The sequence below is a fragment of the Kutzneria sp. NPDC051319 genome, from assembly GCF_040682195.1.
GTDB lineage: Bacteria > Actinomycetota > Actinomycetes > Mycobacteriales > Pseudonocardiaceae > Kutzneria.
Genome location: NZ_JBFBAM010000011.1, coordinates 185,325 through 204,371, shown reverse-complemented (window position 1 = coordinate 204,371; position 19,047 = coordinate 185,325). Strand labels below are relative to the sequence as shown.

Sequence of the window (19,047 nt, the reverse complement as noted above, 5' to 3'; positions counted from 1 at the left end):
GCGGTCACACCGGATGGAACAGGCGGATCCTGGCGAAGCGGCCCTCGCGGCGGGTCATCACCCAGACCACGCCGGGCGGGCAGTGCTCGGGGTCGTCGGGCGGGCTGATCAGGTCCATGGTCCAGATGGTCACGTCCCGGCCCTCGACGGCCTGCACGAACCGCTGGTGCACGCCCTCGGTCAGGTCCTTGTCCATGCCGAACGTGAGCAGGTCGCGGCCGCCGCGGATCAGGCCGTTGCCGGCGATGAACTCGGTCTCGGGCAGCCAGCGGTCGGCCACCAGCGCCGGGAAGTCGCCCTGTTCGGCCACTTCCAGCGTCTCGACGGCCTCACGGGCCGAGGCGGCGTTGACCGCGCCGGCGTCGACGTGGGCGTGGTCGGCGGTGGCCCGCAGAGCCTCGGCCAGCCTGCCTCGGGCCTGGTTGAGCCGGCTGCGGATGGTGCCGACCGGCACCTCCAGGATGGCGGCGATCTGCTCGTACGAGTTGACGTCCGTGAAGTAGCGCAACAGCACCGTCTGCCGCAACGAAGGCGTGAGTTCGTTCACGGCGTGCCAGATCCAGTCGCGGGAGGCGAGGCTGTCCAGGATGCGGTCGGGCGAGAGCGGATCGGCCGGCGGCATGGGGTCGGCCACCGGCACGACGGTCCGGGTCGTGCGCAGCCGCGCCCGGCACGCGTTGCGCACGATCATCCGCAGCCAGGGCCCGACCGACTCGGGGTCACGCAGGTCGCCGATCCGCCGCAGGGCGGCCAGCGAGGCGTCCTGCACGGCGTCCTCGGCGTCCGGGCCGTAACCGAGAATGCTCAGCGCGACCGCCCGCATGCCGGCTTCGTGCCTGGTCAGCAGCAGGCCGAGCGCGCCCACGTCGCCGCCGCGCGCGGCCCGCACCAGTTCACCGTCAGAGAGCACTCGCCATCCTGTCGACGGCCAGCTCCAGGACCTCGGCGCTGGTGCCGAAGTTCAACCGGACGTAGCCGCTGTGCTCACCGAACCTCGTTCCCGGCTCCAGTGCCACTCCGGCGCCGAGAAACAGGTCACGCGGCGCGGTTCCGCTGCCCGAGCTGCGGCAGTCGAGCCAGGCCAGGTAGGTCGCCTGCGGCGGACGCCAGCTCACCGACGGCAGCCGGTCGTGGATCAGCTTGGTCAGCAGCGAGCGGCGGTCGTCCAGGGTGAGCAGCAGCCGGTCGAGCCAGGCGTCGCCGTGCGTGTAGGCGGCGGTCGAGGCCAGGACGCCGAAGTGCCCGGTGCGCCAGCGGGTGTCCGGCGGCAGCTTCGCCACCACGTCCGCCATGCGCCGCGAGGCCGTGACGATCATGGCGCACTTGAGGGCGGCCAGGTTGAAGGCCTTGCTGCCGGACATCACGGAGACGCCGATCTCGGCCGCGCCGGGCACGGACAGGAACGGCGTGAACGTCGCGCCGGGCAGGACCAGCGGGGCGTGGATCTCGTCGCTGATCACCGGCACGCCGTGCCGGGTGGCCAGCTCGACGACGGCGGCCAGCTCCTCGGGCGTGTGGACGCGGCCGACCGGGTTCTGCGGGTTGCACAGCACGAAGGCGGCCGGCCCGGTGGCGAACGCCCGGTCGAGGGCGGCGAGGTCGAGCTGCCAGCCGTCCTTGAGCGGCACCTCGTGCAGCTCGGCGCGGGCCTCGTTCAGCCAGTCGAAGAACGGCGGGTACACGGGCGTGTTGATCACGACCCGGTCGCCGGGCGTGGTGAACAGCCGCAGCATCTCGACGACGCCGGTGCTGACGTCGGTGGCCGCGGTGACCGCCGCCGGGTCGATCCGCAACCCCCAGCGCCGCTCGGCGAAGGCGGACAGGGCCTCGCCGAGGCCGTCGGTGGGCATGGCGTAGCCGGTGTCCGAGCGCTCGACCGCCTCCGCCAGCACGGTCTTGACGGCGTCGGGCAGGGCGAAGTCCATCTCGGCGATGGTCAGGGGCAGCACCTCGGGGCCGTACGTGCGCCACTTGGCGCTGCGCCGCTCGCGCAGCCGGGTCAGGGGCTCGACGGGGAGCAGGTCGGTCATGCGGCCATTCTCACCCGGGCCGCGTTTGACACGGGCCAAGACGACTAGTCATATTGAAGGGATGCCGCGTCACAGCGTCCGGGACGTCATCGTGGAGACCGCGCTCCGCGAGTTCCACCGCATCGGCTTCGCCGCGTGCTCGGTGGACACCATCACGCGGGCCGCCGGCGTGCCCAAGGGCTCGTTCTACAACCACTTCAAGAGCAAGGAGGACCTTGCCGTCGAAGTGGTGGCCAAGTACACGGCCGAAGCCGAGTGGAACTCGGTCATCGATCCAGAATTGACGCCCCTGGAGAAGCTGCGGGCCCAGTTCCGAATCATGGGCGACGTGCTCGTCGGCAACGGCTACACGCGCGGCTGCATGATCGGCAACATGGGCGAGGAGCTCGCCGACCACAGCGAACCCATGCGGGCCCAGGTGCGAGCCAGCCTCGGAGGCTGGGCCGAGGGCATCTCCGCCACGCTGCGGGCGGCCCGGGAAGCCGGCGAGACCAGCACCGACGCCGACCTGGACGTGCTCGGCCGCTACATCCTCGACGCCTGGGAAGGCGCCCTGCTGCGCTCCAAGGTGGTCAAGAACGACCAGCCCCTCGACGACTTCTTCAGCACGGTCTTCGGGCAACTTCTGCGTTGACATCCGTTGTTTTCCGCGGGTTCTCCGACACCGAACAATCCTCTTCGGATACAACGGTGGCGTCAGCACCAACCTGTGGGAGACAAACGTGACCTTGTTCCGAGGACGGCGCGCGGCTGCCACCGCACTCGCGGTCAGCGCCGTGCTGTTCGGCGGTGTGGCCGCGCAGGCGGCGCCTTCGGGCGCCAGCACCCGGCTCGCCGACTCGCTGCGGCAGGCCGTGGACGCCCAGAACTTCAAGGACGTCATCGACCTCACGCCGCCGGAGCCGAACGGGCAGTCCCGGCACGCGGCCGTGGCGGAGAAGTACGACCCCACCACGATGCCCGTGGCCAAGCGCGTGTTCGGGCCGATGGCGACGCCGCAGCCGATCCACCAGACGCCCAACATGGACGCCGCCGTGATCGAGCTCGACGATGCCGGGCGGCCCACCGCTATGGCCGACGTGCTGCTCAGCCCCCAGTACCCGCACGGCGTCACCGTGCCGCTCAACCAGCGCCAGCTGGCCACCGACCAGGTGCGCTACCGGTGGTGGGACGACAACGAGTGGGACGCCAACGGCGGCAAGGGCACCCGGGATGTGCTGCCCGGCCGTGAGAACGCCGCGCTGGACTTCAGCTCGCCCTACCCGGCCTCGGTGCTGAAGCTGATGGTCGGCTTCGGCATCATGCGGCTGTCCGACCAGCACGTGATCGACCTGGACTCGGTGTACGACTACCGGCCGGTGACGATCAATCCCACCTGCGGCGAGGCCACCAGCGAACCGATCCGGCAGTACTTCGACGAGATGATCACCATGTCGAAGAACGAGTCGACCTGCGCGCTGATCAAGCTGCTGCACGACAAGAACTACATCGACACCCTGAACGCCACGTTCAGGCAGCTCGGCATGGCGACGCTGATGATCACCGGCACCGACCCGAACAACGGCGGCCACTGGATCGGCTCCAACATGAGCTCGGTCGACACCGCCAAGCTGCTGCTCATCGTCAACGGCGGCCCCGGCACGCTGTGGACCAACGCCGACGGCTCCCGCGTGACGCGCGACGTGCTCAGCGCGTCCGCCCGGCAACTCTACCTCCAGACGCTGGGCAACCAGGGGCACAACGAGATGCTGTCCACCACCAACTGGTGCGGCCGGGACTATCCCGCGCCCGGCATTCCGCAGGTCACCCCGCAGCGCTGGATCAACCCGGACGACGGCACCATGGACGTCGGCGGGCTGTACTACGGGCAGGACGTCCGGCCCTGCAACGCCGCCGCCGAGGTCACCATGGCGCACAAGACCGGCTGGGTCGACACCACCGGCAGCGACGCCGCCATCGTGCACTCGCTGCCCGGCAAGGCCAAGCGGAACTACATCGCGGTCGTGTTCTGCAACCTCGGCACCGACTACGTGGACGTGAACCGGCCGGCCGACCCGCCCGGCGTGTACCCGGTGCCGTACACCCAGAAGTACGGCCAGCTCGGCAAGGCGGTCGACGGCATCGTCACCGGCCTGCAGCGCTGAGGCTAATTCGTTTTACGGTCACGGCTTCCCCCGGTATTCTCGCCCGCCGCGAATGCGGACGAGGGGGAAGCCGTGACCGCCGAACAGGAACTGCTGTCCGAACGGAATTATCTGGACCACGCGCACGTGTGCCTGAAACAGAGCCGCGCGCAGCTGCGCGAGCTGGCCGAGCGGGCGCGCCGCCGGGCCGGCGACGAGCTGATGGTCGAGTGGCTGGAGTGGCGGGCCGACCAGCTCCGCGACGCCAACGAGTCGCCGCTGTTCTTCGGCCGGATCGACGGCCCGGAGCCGAAACCGTGCTACATCGGGCGCCGCTACGTCAGCGACGAGCGCGACGAGCCGGTGGTGATCGACTGGCGCACCGACATGGCGGCCCGGTTCTACCGGGCCAGCGCGACCGACCGGATGGACGTGACCCGGCGGCGCCGGTTCGGGTTCGACGGCGTCACCCTGACCAGCTTCGACGACGAGCCGCTGACCGAGGACACCGGCCTGAGCCGGCTGGTCATCGCCGAGATCGAGCGCACCCACTACGGCCCGATGCGCGACATCGTGGCCACCATCCAGCCCGACCAGGACGAGATCGTCCGCACCGAGCTGGCCAGCACCCTGATCGTGCAGGGCGGGCCGGGCACCGGGAAGACGGCGGTCGGCCTGCACCGGGCCGCCTATCTGCTGTACGAGCACAGCCGGCTGCGCCGGGAGGGCGTGCTGGTGGTGGGCCCGAACGACACCTTCGTCCGCTACATCTCCCGGGTGCTGCCGACGCTGGGCGAGAGCCAGGTGGTGCACAGCTCGGTCGACGGTTTGGTGGCCGACCGCAAGAAGACCGTGGTCGAGGCGCCGGAGATCGCCGCGCTGAAGGGCGACGCGCGGATGGCCGAGGTGCTGCGCCGGGCGGTGTGGTCGGGGCTGCGGCTGCCTTCCGACGACGTCGTGGTGCGCGAGACCAGCCCGTACGTGCGGATCACGCCGTACGCGGTGACCGAGCTGTGCTCGGATCTGATCGACCGGCAGGTGCCGCTGGCCCGGGCCCGCGAACACCTGCTGGAACGGGCCGTCAGCCAGGTCCGCCGCAGCCTGGAGGAGCGCGGCCACGCCCTCACCGACGGCGAGGCGAAGCGGCTGCTGCGGGCGAAGTCGTTGCGGGACCTGGTCAACGGCGTGTGGCCGAACGTCACGCCGGCCCAGGTGCTGTTCACGCTGCTCTCCGACGCCGACGCCCTGCACCGGGCGGCCGACGGCGTGCTGACCGACGAGGAGCAGGCTTCCCTGCTGTGGCCGGTGATTCCGGTGTCGGCGGGGCGGGCCAGGTGGTCGCCGGCCGACCGGTTCCTGATCGACGAGATCGCCGGCCTGATGAACCCGCCCGACCGCTACGGGCACGTGGTGATCGACGAGGCCCAGGACCTGTCGCCGATCCAGCTGCGGGCGATCATGCGCCGCTGCGCGGGTTCCGCGACGCTGCTGGGCGACATGGCCCAGCGCACCACGCCGTGGGCCGCCGGCAGTTGGGAGGCGGTGGCCGCACACCTGGGCGTGACCACCGACCTGGTGCGGCTGACCACCAGCTTCCGGGTGCCGCGGGAGATCATCGAGGTGGCGAACGCCCTGCTGCCGGCCATCGCCGACGACCTGCCGCCGACCGTCTCCGGCCGGCACGTGCCCGGCGCGCTGGCCACCGTCGCCTGCGAGGACGTGCTGGTCGAGCTGGTGGCCGTGCTGCGCGCCGCCGAGCAGCATCCCGACAGCGTCGGGGTCGTGCTCGACGACACGCGATTCACGGCCGTGGCCAAGCATTTGTCGAAGGCCGGCATCGCGGCCGGGCTGCCGCACGAGGACGGTGTCGACCACAAGGTGTCCCTGGTGCCGGTGGGGCTGGCCAAGGGCCTCGAGTTCGACCACGTCGTCGTGCTGGAGCCGGCGGAGATCGCCGCGGCCGGCGCGACCGGCCTGCGGCTGCTGTACATCGCGCTGACACGGGCGATCTCCCGGCTCACCGTGCTGCACAGTGAGCCACTACCTCAGCTGCTGGCCACCACGTAGCCCTGGTAGCCGCCGGCGGCGATGCCGCAGACGTGCAGCCCGTCCAGGCCGGGCACCTTGGACGGACTCTGGGTGGGCTGCATGTCCGGCGTGCGGAGGGCGTCGGCGAAGGAAAGCGAACCCCAGGCCCAGACCGTGCCGTCGGCGGTCAGCGCGAGCGCGTAGTTCCAGCCGCTGCCGGCCACGTCGACCACATTGGACAGTGTGGGCACCTGCTTCGGCGCGCTGTACGTGTACGGGCCGCCCGACGGGTAGTCCTGGCCGCCCAGGAAGACGCTGCCCCACGCCCAGAGCGTGCCGTCCGACTTGATCGCGTACGTCGACTGGTTGCGGGACACCGCCACCTTGGTCACCGAGTCCAGCCCGACGACCTGCGTGGGCTGGCTGACGTTCGACTCGGTGGAGCCCACGCCCAGCCCACCGCCGTAGTTCGAGCCCCACGCCCACACCGTGTGGTCGTCGCGGACCACGAAGTAGGACACGCCGTCCGTGGCGACCCCGATGAACCGGCCCGGCAGCTGCACGGGCGCCGGGTTGTTGTCGAGGTCGCTCCACCGCCACACCGAACCGTCCCGGCGCAGCGCGAGGTGCGAGACCGAGCTGCCGCTCACCTGCGTGACCTCCGACAGGCCGCGCACCTGCGACGCGGTCATCGTGTTGTCCCACTGCCACACGGTGCCGTCGCCCTTGACGGCGAAGCCGGCGCGGTGGCCACCGGCGATGGAGGCGACGTTGTCCAGGCCGCGGACCTGCGTCGGCTGCGCGCTGAGGCCGCTCGTCTCGCCCGTGCGGCCGATCGACCACACCGTGCCGTCCTGGCGCAGCGCGTAACCGGCGTCCATGCTGCCGGCGACCTGCTTGACCGCGGACAGGCCGGCAACCTGGCCCACGCCGCGGGACCGGTACGTGGTGGCAGTGCCGTCGCCGAGCTGGCCGTAGTCGTTGCGGCCGAAGGCGTAGAGGCACGAGCCGGCGCACGGCGCCGGCGCGGGGCCGAAGTAGCCGGCGACGTCCGTGATCAGGTCGACGCGGCCGTAGGCGTTGCGCAGCGCCAGCTGACCGCCCGCGCCGAGCTGCGTGACCGCGAGGTTGGACGCCGTCTGCCCAGGAACCAGGTTCAGGTTGGAGGCGTCCGGCACAGACGTGCCGGCCGGGTACGCGGTGACGAAGGTGGACCAGGTCGTGTTGGTGGCGGTGAGATTGTAGACCACGGCCTTGGCCGAGGCCGGCAGCCACGGCGTCAGATCGACCGCCCGCGACTCGCCCGGACCGAACGACGGCCCCGTGCGGCTGTCCGTGGCCCGTGTCGGCGACAGCGTGAAGTACGCGTCACCGCGGTCCGTCGCGTAGTAGCCGGCGACGTCCACCACCAGGTCCACGTTGCCGGCCAGGTTGTTCAGGTCCACCACACGGTCCGGGCCCACCGCGACCGTGACCAGGTTGGGCCGGATGTCGCCGGGCACCAGGTTCAGGTTGGACACCGCCGGCCGCGTCGTGCCGTGCGGCCAGGCCGTGATCACCGTCGCCGCGGACGGGCTCACGCCCGTGAGGTTGAACGTGACCGCCTTGGCCATGCTCGGCAGGACGTTCGACAGGTCCACCGAGATCGTGCCGTTCGGGCCCACCGGGCCGCCGCTGTCGCGCGTGTCCCGCACCCGCGTCGGGCTGATCGAGGTGTACCGCGCGCCGGAGTTGTCGTCCACGTAGTAGCCGGCCAGGTCCGCGATCAGGTCCACCGAGCCCGTGTGGTTGGTCAGGTACACCCCGCCCGCCCAGTCCGCCCGTCCGATCGCGACGGTCACCAGGTTGGCCCGGGTCTCCCCCGGCGCCAGGTTCAGGTTCGACGCCCCCGCCGCATCCCCGGCCAGCGTCGGCGTCGCCCGCACCGTCGTCGTGTCCGTCGGGTTCGTGCCCGTCAGGTTGAACACCACCGCCGTCGTGTTGGCCGGCACCACGCTCTTCAGGTCCAGCCGGACGTAGTCCTCCGCCCCCACCTTGCGGCTCGTCCTCGTGTCCAGCAGCCGCTTCGGCGTCACCGAGACAAAAGTCGCCCCCGCCGACGCCGCCTGCGGCCCCGCCGCCACCGCCGTCCCCGGCAGCAGCGACACCGCCAGCGCGGCCGTCACCCCCACGACCGTGAGCATGCGTAACCCAGTCACTGTCCCCCCTCGGAACATGTGGTGCCAAATCGCCCGAACCGTACCTCATGGGTCCGACAATCCCCACCGGGACGCAGCTCACAACCTCCGCGAGTCACGCTCACAGACACACCGAAAGCCGGTTTCAAGCACACCCGTCCCGGTCGCACAGCGCACGTAACGGATCACCGACCGCCATCGATGTGAGAGCGCACATGCGGCAGGCCGTCGGAGTCGGAAGGCGTGGTCATGGAGATCGCGGACAGAGCACAGGCGCTCGCGCTGAAGATCCGCAAGCACAAGGCGGACATCGAGACGGAAGAGGCGACCAAGAACGCCTTTGTCATGCCGTTCATCAGCACAGTGCTCGGCTACGACGTGTTCAATCCGTCCGAGGTCATCCCGGAGTTCACCGCGGATGTGGGCACCAAAAAGGGCGAGAAGATCGACTACGCCATCGTGCACGGCGGTCAGGTGCAGGTGCTGATCGAGGTCAAGAAGGTCCGGGACCCGCTGCGCATCGAGCACGCCTCCCAGCTGTTCCGGTACTTCGCGGTGACCAACGCACGGATCGCGATCCTGACCAACGGCGAGGTGTACGAGTTCTACACGGACCTGGACGCGCCGAACCGGATGGACGCGAAGCCGTTCCTGGTGCTGGACTTCTCCGACATCGACGACACGCTGCTGCCCGAGCTGGCCAAGCTCACCAAGGAGTCGTTCGACCTGGACTCGGTGATCAGCGCGGCCGGCGAGCTCAAGTACATCGGGCAGCTCAAGCGAATCCTGGCCGCGCAGTTCAAGCAGCCCGAGGACGAGTGGGTGCGGTTCCTGACCACGCGGGTCTACGAGGGTTCCTTCACTCAGCGCGTGCGGGACCAGTTCCTGCCGCTGGTGACCAAGGCGACGCGGCAGTTCCTCAACGAGCAGGTCAACGACCGGCTGAAGAACGCGCTGGGCGGACCGGACGCGTACGTCAGCGTCTCCACGGAGCTGCCGGCCGAGCCGGAGCCGGCGATGAAGGTGGTGGACGGCGTCGAGGACGTCGTGACGACGGAGGAGGAGTTGGAGGGCTACCGGATCGTCCGGGCCATCGTGTGTGGCGAGGTCCCCGCCGGCCGGGTGGTCGCCAGGGACACCAAGACGTACTTCGGCGTGCTGCTGGACGACAACAACCGCAAGCCGATCGCCCGGCTGTGGTTCAACCGGTCCAAGAAGTATCTCGGCGTCTTCGACGAGAACAAGGTGGAGACGAGGATCGCGATCCCCGACGCGGAGGACATCTACCAGCACGCGGACCACCTCCGGAAGACGGTCGCCCGGTACCTGGCCAAGGCCGTCGACGTCGACTGAGGCCCTTGGGGAAAGCGGTTCCCGGCCGGTCGGGTCGGGCGACCCATGACGCCCGGGTCGGCGGGCGGGGACTGTGGTGCGGTCACCATCCCGACCACAGAAGGCGATCGAACATGGTCAACCGCAAGATGTTCACGAGGGTGTCGGTAGGGCTCGCGGCGGCGGCGGTCGCGGCGCTGACGGTGTTGGCGCCGCAGGCGAGCGCGGCTCAGGCGGGAACGACGCAAGGGAACACGACGCAGGGGAACACGACGCAGGCGGCGAGTGCGAGACAGGCGGCGGTGCAGCAGGCGCTGAAGGTGACGCCGAACGTGGCGGACTCGGGGTGCACGGGAAGGGCGCTGCCGCTGGACTGCTGGGTGCACGAGCCGATCGTCACGCAGCCGTCGGCGACGTACCCGACGATCCAGTTCCTGCCGGGCGACCACGTGACGGTGGACGCGGGCGGGTGCGTGCAGACCGGCGGGCACGGGGCGACGTGGAAGCGGTACGTGAACCCGGCCTCGGACAACGGGCTGTACCACGGCCTGATCAACATCCCGGGCGGGACGGCGGGCACGCAGCAGATCTGGACGGCGGTGGGCCGCACGTTCACGGTGGGCGGCTCGGGCGGGTCGCTGGTCCTGGGCTATGAGGACGACGGCTACTCGGACAACGGGTATTACTCCCACGACGACGGCACGGGCAACCAGTGCAAGGGTGTCGGCAACGCGTGGGTGCACATCGTGATCAGCTGACGGCGGGCTCCGTGTGCGCCGAGGGGCGCACACGGAGCTTTTCCCGGGCCAGCCAGGCGGCTTCGGTCCGGGACCGGGCCGGCAGCTTGACCAGGATGTTGGAGACGTGGTTGCGCACGGTCTTCACGGTGATGCCGAGATGGCGCGCGATGGCGGTGGTGCCGGCGTCACGGACCAGAAGTTCCAACACGTCTTGTTCACGCGGCGTCAACTGCGGGAAGAACGAGTCCACCCGCGCGGCGCCGATGCGGTTGCGCACCACGGGAGCCATGTCGGCGGTGACGAACAGCCCGCCCCTGGCCACCACCCGGATCGCGGTGAGGATGTCCTCGGGACCGGCCTGCCTGGTCACGTAGCCGGCGGCCCCGGCGGACATGGCGGCGGCGACGTCCTCCTCACGGGTGGAAGCGCTCACGACCAGCACGGCCGCGTTCTCGGCGGCCCCTTCGACGAGGTTGAGGCCGATGCCCAGCACGACGACGTCCACCGCGGCGGTGCGCAGCAGCTCGACGAGCTCGGCCTGGGTGCCGGCGACCGCGACGACGTCGAGGTCGGGCGTGCGGGTCACGTGCGTGCACAATCCGTCGACGAACACCGGTTGGCTGTCGGCGAGCAGGATTCTTGTCATATCTCGATGGCGTGACGCGGCGTGTGCCTCCCCGCGGCACGGCACGTTGGCTCGCGCGGCAATGGAGTACGTACCCCGACGAACCGGGCGCGCTCATCTACCGGCGTGGACCGTTTTGTCGGCAGGGCAGCGGAATTACGCCGTCTGGAGTACGCCTGGCGCGACACCGCGCGGGGGCGGCTGGTGGCGGTGACGGGCCCGGCCGGCGTGGGCAAGACGCGCCTGTGCGAGGAAGCATCGGACCGTGCGCGGGCGGCCGGCCTGCAGGTTGTGTGGGGTCGGTGCTGGTCGGACGGCGGCGCGCCGGCGCTGTGGCCGTGGCAGCCGCTGCTGGCCGACCTGTGCGGCGCGCGGACCGCGGGCCTGCTGAGCCCGGAGGCAGAGACCGTTGACCCGGAACGGTTTTCCCGCTTCCAGGCGGTGAGCAACGCGCTGGCCCGGGCGGTGGAGCACACGCCGACGATGCTGGTGATCGACGACCTGCACGCGGCCGATCCGGCGGCGCAGCTGCTGACCCGGTTCGTGGCCAAGGCCAGGCTGCCGTTGGCGCTGGTGGTGACGCTGCGGTATCCGGTCACCGGTCTCGGCGACGAGGCGCTGCCGATCGTGCTGCGGCCGTTCGACCCGTCCGAGACGCGTGATTACCTTGTCACGCATGGGGTCGAGCGGCTGGAAGCGCCGCTGACCGACACCATCCACCGGCTGACCGACGGCAGCCCACTGTTCTTGAGGCGGCTGATCGCCCTCGGTGCGGCGGATTTCGCCGGTGGGCTGCGGGAGGCGATCGACCAGTCGTTTTCCCAGCTCGCACCGGGAACCGCGCGGTTGCTGGCGATGAGCGCGATCCTCGGCGACTCCGTGTCGTCGGCGGAGGCGGCCGCGTTGCTGGATGTGCAAGCGGCGCAGGTCATCGACACCGTGGAATGCGCCGTGCAGGCCGGGCTGGTGACGACCGCCGGCACGGATTCCTTCGAATACAGCCATGATCTCGTGCGACGGGTGGCGTTGTCCCGGCTCACGGCGGCGGAACTGTTGGACGCCAACGCCCGCGCGGTCGACATCGTCAGCCACAGCGCCCGCAAGGCCCATCACGCGATCAACGCGGCGCCACGATCGGCGGCGGACGCCGAACGGGCGATCACGGTGTGCCGTTCGGCGGCGGCGACGATGGTGCGGCGTTTCTCTTACGAGCAGGCGGCATCGCTGCTGGCGCAGGCGGCCGAGTTCGGCCAGCCGTCGGCCGGGCTGTTGCTGGAGTGGGCCGACGCCGTGCTGGCCTCGGGCCGGTTGGCCGAGGCCAGAGTGCTGTTCGATCGGGCCGCCGACGCGGCACGGGACGAGGGCGATCCCGTGTTGTACGCGCACACGGCGTTAGGGCTGGGCGGCATCTGGCTCAACGAGCGGCGTGACCAGCTGGAGCGGCACCGAATGCTTGGCGCGCAGCGCAAGGCGTTAGCCGAGCTGCCGGAGCCCGAGGTCACGCTGCGCTGCCGGCTGGAGCTGCGGCTGGCCGCCGAGCTCGTGTACAGCGGCGGCCCGGTGGCCGAGGTGGTCAAGGCCGTGGACGAAATCCGGCAGCTGAACGACGATCGCGCGCTGGCCGAGGCCTTGTCGCTGTGCCATCACGCCCTGTTGACGCCCGAGCATGTCCACGAGCGGCTGGCGATCGCGCAGGAGCTGATGTCGGTGGCGGCCGCCGCCGGCATCGACATCCTGGCCGTGCAAGGGTTGTGCTGGCAGACCGTGGACCTGTTCCACCTCGGCGACCCGCGGGCCGAGCGGTCGCTGGCCGAGCTGCGGAACCGGCTGGACGTGCTGGACATCCGCAGTGTGCGGTTCATCGTGACGGCGCTGGACGTGATGCTGCTGTTGCGGGCCGGGCGGCTGGAGGAGGCCGAGGAGCAGGCGGCGCGGTGCCTGGCGCTGGGCAACGAGGTCGGCGACGCCGACGCCGTCGCCTACTACGGGGCGCACGTGCTGGCGATCCGGTGGTTGCAGGGCCGTGGCGGCGAACTTGTCGATCTGGCCGAGGAAATGGCCGGCTCCCCGACGCTGATCGAGGCCGAGTTCACCTTCCGGGCCACGGTCGCGCATCTGGCGGCCGACGCGGGCCGGCACGACCAGGCGCGCTCGACGCTGGCCCGGCTCACGGCCGGCGGGTTGGACGCGCTGCCGCAGTCGAGCACGTGGCTGTCGGGGATGCTGGCCATCGTCGAGGCATCGGCCTCGCTCGGCGACGCCCACGTGGCGCGGCAGGCCTACGACCTGCTGCTGCCGTTCGCCGAGCTGCCGACGATGCCATCGCTGGGCGTGGTGTGTTTCGGCTCCACCGAACGGACTCTGGGCCTGGCCGCCACCACCTTCGGCGACCTGGACCTGGCCGCCGAGCACCTGCGGCGGGCCGTGGCTGCGAATCTGCGGCTGGGCAACCGGCCGATGACCGCAGTCGCCAAGGCCGATCTGGCGACCGTGCTGCGGCGGCGCGGTGATCACCGGGCCGCCGAGGAGCTGTTGGACAGCGCGGTGAGCGATGCGACGGTGATGGGCATGCGCCAGCGGGCCAAGGCGTGGGCGGCCGGCCGGACCTCCCGGCACGTGGCGATGCGGCGGCGGGACAACCGGTGGCTGGTCGGCTTTCCCGGGCGGGAGGTGCTGGTCGAGGACCTCATCGGGCTGCGGCACCTAGCCCGGCTGCTGGCCCATCCGGACGTGCCGATCTCGGCCGTCGACCTGGCCCACGGCGGCGCGGAGCCGGCGGCGGGTCAGTCCATTCTGGACGATCGCGCGCGGGCGGCCTACACCGCGCGGGCCCACGAGATCGCCGAGGAGATCCCCGACGCCGAGCCGGCGCGGGCCGAACAGCTGCGGCGGGAGCTGGACGCCCTCGCCGCGGAACTGGACGCCACCACCGGGCTGGGCGGCCGCAGCCGCACCTTCACCGGGCCGGCCGAACGCGCCCGCACCTCGGTGCGCAAGGCCATCAAACGCGCGGTGGACGTGATCCGCGCCGTCGACCCGGAGGTGGCAGCCGTGTTGGACAGCACAATTTCGACCGGCTACCAGTGTGTGTACACGCCGGACCGCTGACCTCTTGGGGGTGGTCAGCGGTCCGGCGCAACACTGTCAGCTGATGCTGGTGGCGAACACGTGCAGCCGTGCGTTGCCGGGCAGGCTGATGGAGGCGACCTGCTTGCCCGCGGTCAGCGGGATCGAACTGGCGTAGAGGCTGACCGGATGGTCGGCCGGCAGGGTGCTGCCGGCCGGGCGGTTCCAGTGCGGCGAGGTCACCACGAGCGTGCAGCCGGCGACGGCGGCATTGCTGTACCAGTCGGCAAAGGTGACCGTGCCGCTGGATGTGGTGCCGTCCGTGTAGGTGACAGTCACGGAACCGGACTGTGTGCCGTTGGTCCCGGTGCCGAGGAACGACAGCGTCGAACCGGCGCCGCCCAGCTGCACCAACTGGCCGGCCGCGGTCACGGTGTCTGCTTGCCCCGCAACAACATTGGGCCAGGTGAAGCCGCCGACGGCCCCGCCGGGAGTCACGCCCACGGTGGCCAGCGCCTGCGCCGAATAGCTGTAGCCGGAGCCGTCCAGGTTGCCCACGGCCGGGTCGGCGTCATCGCTGACCCCCACGTCGGTGAAGGCGGCGGCGAGATTCTGGTACGCCACCTGAACAGTCGTCGAGCCGTCGCCGGGCGAGGTGCGGCCGGACCCCTTGTACCGGGTGCTGCCCTTCAACACCGCGCTGCCGGGGGTAGCGCCGCTGGGCACGGTCACGGACCACGTCGTCGACACCGACTGACCGGCGCGAACGATCCGGAAGTCGGCCGGCGACGTGGCCTTTGCCTTCCAGCCCGCCGGAACGCTCAGCGAGCTGGTGGCGTCCCGCACGTCCTCGGTGGCACCGTTGGTGAAGGTCGTCGTCACCGATAGGGTGCCGCCGCCCAGCGCCGAAGCCGGGGCGGTGACCTTGGTATAGCGCGGGCCGGAGGTGCGGTCGACGCGGAAGCCGTCGGACAGCGGAAGGTTCCGCGACGAGTCTCCGATGTGGACGGTGTACCTGCCGGCGCCGAGCGTCCAGGCCTGGGCGTCGGAGTTCCAGTACGAGGCGTCCCGCGCGCTGAGCTCGAAGGTCACGCGCTTGGTCTGGCGCGGGGCCAGGTCCACCTTCTGGAAACCCTTGAGCTGGTTGGCCGGCTCGCCGACCGACGCCGGCGCGGACAGGTAGAGCTGGGCCACCTCGGCCCCGGCCCGCTTGCCGGTGTTGGTGACGTCGGCGCTGACCCGGATCTTCCCGTCCTCCCGCAACGTGTTGCCGTCGACGCGGAGGTGGGAGAACGCGAAGCTGGTGTAGGACAGGCCGTAGCCGAACGGGTAGGCCGGCGTGAGGTTCTTCGTGTCGTACCAGCGATAGCCGACGTTCAGCCCCTCCGAGTACTGCACCTGGCCGTTCACGCCGGGCCACTGCGCGGCGGTCGACGCCGGCACCTGGTCCAGCGAGGTCGGGAACGTGACCGGCAGCTTGCCGGACGGGTTCACGTCGCCGTACAGCAGCCGGGCGATGGCGTTGCCCGACTCCTGGCCCGGGTACCACGCCTCGAATACGCCCTTCACCTTGTCCAGCCACGGCATCGTGACCGCGGACCCGGTGTTGAGCACGACGACGGTGTTCGGGTTGACGGCCGCGACGGCCGAGATCAGGGCGTTCTGCGTGCCGGGCAGCTCGATGTCGCCCAGGTCGGAGCCCTCGGTCTCGAAGTCGTTGGCGTACACGACGGCGACGTCCGACTGGGCGGCCAGCGCGACCGCTTGGGCCTGGAGGTCCTGGTTGGGCCGGGCCCAGCCGAGGTTCACGGTGGCGTCGCCGCCGGACTGGTAGTAGTCGACCTCGATCTGCGCCGGGGTGCCGGCGGTCAGGTCGACCGTGGCGGTCTCGGTGTGGCTGGCCTGGTCCCGCCAGTTGTCGATGACCTGCTTGCCGTTGACGAACAGCCGGCTGCCGTCGTCGCTGGACAGGCCGAACGTGTAGGTGCCGGTCTCGGGCGGCGTGAGCGTGCCCGTCCACTTCACCGAGTAGTCGGTGTCGGTCAGGCCGGCCGCCGGGGACTTCCCGGTCCAGTCGAAGGACACCGTCGGGTCGGTCCGGGTGGCGACGGGCGTGCCGTCGAGGGTCTTGTTGTTGAAGTACTGCCCCTGCAGGCCGCCGCCGAAGTACGAGCTGTCGATCGCCGGCAGCTGCCCGGTGGAGCTCAGGTTGCCCTGCGCGTAGGTCACGGTCGTGCCCGCGCCGGCACGAGCCCTGATGCCGTCGAACGGAGTCACGGTGCCGGTTCCGGCGACGACCGCACTGCCGCCGCCGGCGGTGAGGGCGTCCTTGCCGGCGCCGTCGCCGATCACGGCGATCGAGTGGGTCTTCTTGGCGTCCAACGGAAGGACGTTGTCGTTCTTGAGCAGGACCGCGCCGTCCTCGGCGACCTTGCGCGCGGTGGCGACGTCGGCCGGCGTCGATGCGACGGCGGTCGGCGTGTCCGGCGACGGGTGGTCGAACAGCCCGAACCGGAACTCCTCGCGCATGATGCGGGCGACCATGTCGTCGACGCGGCTCTGCGCCACCTTGCCGCCCTGCACCGCCGCCTTCAGCGCGTCGCCGAAGAAGTCGCCGCCGGGCATCTCCATGTCCATGCCGGCGTTGGCCGAGGCGACGGTGCTGTGCGTGCCGCCCCAGTCCGAGGTGATGAAGCCGTCGAAGCCGAACTGGCTCTTGAGGATGTTGTCGAGATACGCGTTCTCGCAGGCGAAAACCCCGTTGATCGCGGAGTACGAGCACATCGCCGACGAGGGCTTGGCCTGGTCGACGATCGTGCCGAAAGCGGCGGTGTAGACCTCGTGCACGGTCCGGTCGTCGACGACCGCGTTGTCGGCGATGGTGTTGCGGCTGGTCTCCTGGTTGTACACGGCGAAGTGCTTGACCTGCGCCATCACGCCCTGGGACTGGATGCCCTCGATGTCGGCGGCGCCGATCTGGCCGGTGAGGTACGGGTCCTCGCTGTAGCTCTCGAAGGCCCGGCCCCAGCGCGGGTCGCGCACGATGTTGACGGTGGGCCCGAGGTCGACGTCGACACCCTTGGCCTTGTCCTCGGCGCCGATCACCTTGCCGTAGCCGTGCGCGAGGGAGGAGTCGAAGGTCGCCGCGAGGTCGGCGGCGGCGGGAAGCTGGGTGGTGTCGGGCATTCGGACGCCGACCGGTCCGTCCTGCATCTTCAGCGCCGGCACGCACAGCCGGGCGTTGCCGGGGATGAAGCCGGTGTATGCGGAGCCGGCGGCCCCGTGCACCATGGTGATCTTCTCGTCGAGGGTCATCTGTCCGAGCACCCGCGACACCTTGACGTCGGTGGGCGCGTGCGAGCCCACCCACGGGCACGCCGGGTTCGGTCCGCTGTCCGGGGCGGCGGATGCCGCCGCCGGCAGCGCCGTACCCATGATCAACACGGCGCCGACCGCTAGTGCTCTTCGCAGTTTCCGCATGGGGCTCCCTTGCCTGCCGCGACCACGTTCGCTGAATCGTTCTTACGACGTGTGTCGGCGGCAGACAAGCTAGGACGACCGACTTGTCCGGAACCGGTCACGGAACCGGTCCCGATCACCACTTCCGGTGGCAGGCGAAGTGCGCGGCGTCGACGAGCGAGTCACGGCCGTGGGCGGCCATCGGCACCTCGTCCAGGGCGTTGACGGCCTGCGCCACCAGCGCGTCGATCTTGCACTCCAGCTCGTCGACCGCGCCGCTGCGGACCAGCAGCGAGCGGACCGTGGCCAGGTCGATGTCGTTGGCCTCCAACCGGACCAGCAGCTCGCGGTCACGGCCGGTGGCGCGGGCCCGGACGATGTCCAGCAGCCGGGTCGCCTTGTGGTGCACGATGTCGCCGCCGACCGGCTTCCCGGTCTCGGCCTCGTCGCCGAAGATGTCCAGCAGGTCGTCGCGCAGCTGGAAGGCCTGGCCGATGGCCCGGCCGTACGCCTGCAGCTGCGACTTGATCTCCATGCCGCGCGGGGCCAGCGCCGCGCCGATCAGCAGCGGGCCCTCCACCGTGTAGCTGCCGGTCTTGAGCAGGGCGGTGCGGGCCGCGATCTCGCTGGTGAACTCGCCCGAGGCGGTGGTCTCCAGGTCCAGGTACTGGCCGTGCATGAGCTGGGTCGCCGACCAGTAGAAAGTGCGCAGGGCGTGCCGGGGCAGCATGGTCGCCAGCTCCGTGCACATGAGGAACGCGAAGTCCCCCAACAGGATCGCCATGTTCTCGCCGTAACGCTTCGGGCAGCCTCTCATGCCCAGCGCGCGGTGGCGCTCGGCGAAGGTGACCTGGAGCGTGGCCATGCCGCGGCGGGTCGGCGACTCGTCCATCACGTCGTCGTGGACCAGGGCGAAGGTGTGCAGCATCTCCAGCACCGAGCCGGCGTCGATGGCGCAGTTGTCGGCCGGGTCTCCCCCGCCGGCGACGAACGCCCAGTGCACGAAGGCGGGCCGGATGCGTTTGCCCCCGGCCAGCGCCATGCCTCGTAGCTCGGACAGGCCGAACATGCTGGGGCCGATCCCGTCCACCAGCGCGCGCTCGAACAGCGCCGCCAATTGCTGGTCGACCCGCTGGCGGATGCGGTCGAGGTCGGTCCGGAAACGGTCGAGCGTGGCTAACTGGTTCACCCTTGCCTCCACGACTAGAGACTGGCTACAGCGACGCGACACAGGTTCGGACAATTCGAGGACGACCGCCCCCGAGCTTTTTCTGGAACTATTCCGGCCAGAGCGTCCGACCACCCCAGGGTTTCTGCTGGCGAAAGCTATTACAGCGATGTGGTCCCCGCAAGAAGGTTCGGGTGTCCACGGACGCCGTGCGGTGCCCATAATTACCTACGGGGGCTGTCGCATACGCGAAGCAGACTGGGTAAACGCGTAGTCATGGGAAGCAGGGGGTACACCCC

General features: G+C 70.4%; 12 protein-coding genes. 6 read left to right on the top strand and 6 right to left on the bottom strand.

The window, feature by feature from the left end; translation table 11 throughout:
- Positions 1 to 4 precede the first annotated feature (4 nt).
- Positions 5 to 910: a sigma-70 family RNA polymerase sigma factor gene (locus AB0M73_RS14355; RefSeq protein WP_363891005.1), complete on the bottom strand. Its 906-nt coding sequence runs from the start codon at positions 908 to 910 to the stop codon at positions 5 to 7.
- Complete coding sequence (locus AB0M73_RS14350; protein WP_363891003.1) at positions 900 to 2,030, bottom strand: aminotransferase class I/II-fold pyridoxal phosphate-dependent enzyme; 1,131 nt, start codon at positions 2,028 to 2,030, stop codon at positions 900 to 902. The genes AB0M73_RS14355 and AB0M73_RS14350 overlap by 11 nt, the downstream gene beginning before the upstream one ends.
- 61 nt (positions 2,031 to 2,091) lie before the next feature.
- Here AB0M73_RS14350 and AB0M73_RS14345 point away from each other — a divergent pair, with 61 nt between their 5' ends.
- The 3 genes from AB0M73_RS14345 (at position 2,092) to AB0M73_RS14335 (ending at position 6,220) form a co-directional block, all read left to right on the top strand.
- Positions 2,092 to 2,664: a TetR/AcrR family transcriptional regulator gene (locus AB0M73_RS14345; protein ID WP_043716028.1), complete on the top strand. Its 573-nt coding sequence runs from the start codon at positions 2,092 to 2,094 to the stop codon at positions 2,662 to 2,664.
- An 88-nt stretch (positions 2,665 to 2,752) separates the two neighbouring features.
- A complete protein-coding gene (locus AB0M73_RS14340; protein ID WP_363891001.1) occupies positions 2,753 to 4,174 on the top strand; it encodes a serine hydrolase in 1,422 nt (473 codons plus the stop codon).
- Positions 4,175 to 4,246: 72 nt separating this feature from the next.
- Entirely contained in the window at positions 4,247 to 6,220 is a 1,974-nt protein-coding gene (locus AB0M73_RS14335) for an ATP-binding domain-containing protein (RefSeq protein ID WP_363890999.1), read from the top strand.
- Here AB0M73_RS14335 and AB0M73_RS14330 read toward each other — a convergent pair.
- On the bottom strand, positions 6,199 to 8,379 hold the full coding sequence (locus tag AB0M73_RS14330) for a hypothetical protein (RefSeq protein ID WP_363890998.1): 2,181 nt from the start codon (positions 8,377 to 8,379) through the stop codon (positions 6,199 to 6,201). The two genes, AB0M73_RS14335 and AB0M73_RS14330, sit on opposite strands and share 22 nt — an antisense overlap.
- A 228-nt stretch (positions 8,380 to 8,607) precedes the next feature.
- Here AB0M73_RS14330 and AB0M73_RS14325 point away from each other — a divergent pair, with 228 nt between their 5' ends.
- Both AB0M73_RS14325 and AB0M73_RS14320 read left to right on the top strand, forming a co-directional pair.
- Complete coding sequence (locus AB0M73_RS14325) at positions 8,608 to 9,711, top strand: type I restriction endonuclease (RefSeq protein WP_363890996.1); 1,104 nt, start codon at positions 8,608 to 8,610, stop codon at positions 9,709 to 9,711.
- Between the two features lie 113 nt (positions 9,712 to 9,824).
- Complete coding sequence (locus AB0M73_RS14320) at positions 9,825 to 10,448, top strand: hypothetical protein (RefSeq protein ID WP_363890994.1); 624 nt, start codon at positions 9,825 to 9,827, stop codon at positions 10,446 to 10,448.
- Here the strand turns inward: AB0M73_RS14320 and AB0M73_RS14315 are convergent.
- Positions 10,441 to 11,076: a response regulator transcription factor gene (locus AB0M73_RS14315; RefSeq protein ID WP_363890992.1), complete on the bottom strand. Its 636-nt coding sequence runs from the start codon at positions 11,074 to 11,076 to the stop codon at positions 10,441 to 10,443. The genes AB0M73_RS14320 and AB0M73_RS14315 overlap by 8 nt on opposite strands.
- A gap of 105 nt (positions 11,077 to 11,181) precedes the next feature.
- Between AB0M73_RS14315 and AB0M73_RS14310 the strand changes: the two genes are divergently transcribed.
- Positions 11,182 to 14,163, top strand: coding sequence for an AAA family ATPase (locus AB0M73_RS14310; RefSeq protein WP_363890991.1), 2,982 nt, complete (start codon positions 11,182 to 11,184; stop codon positions 14,161 to 14,163).
- Between the two features lie 36 nt (positions 14,164 to 14,199).
- Here the strand turns inward: AB0M73_RS14310 and AB0M73_RS14305 are convergent, their stop codons facing one another.
- Together AB0M73_RS14305 and AB0M73_RS14300 are read right to left on the bottom strand one after the other, a co-directional pair.
- Positions 14,200 to 17,601, bottom strand: coding sequence for a glycoside hydrolase family 3 C-terminal domain-containing protein (locus tag AB0M73_RS14305; protein WP_363890990.1), 3,402 nt, complete (start codon positions 17,599 to 17,601; stop codon positions 14,200 to 14,202).
- 115 nt (positions 17,602 to 17,716) lie between these two features.
- Complete coding sequence (locus tag AB0M73_RS14300; RefSeq protein ID WP_363890988.1) at positions 17,717 to 18,769, bottom strand: polyprenyl synthetase family protein; 1,053 nt, start codon at positions 18,767 to 18,769, stop codon at positions 17,717 to 17,719.
- Positions 18,770 to 19,047: the final 278 nt, after the last annotated feature.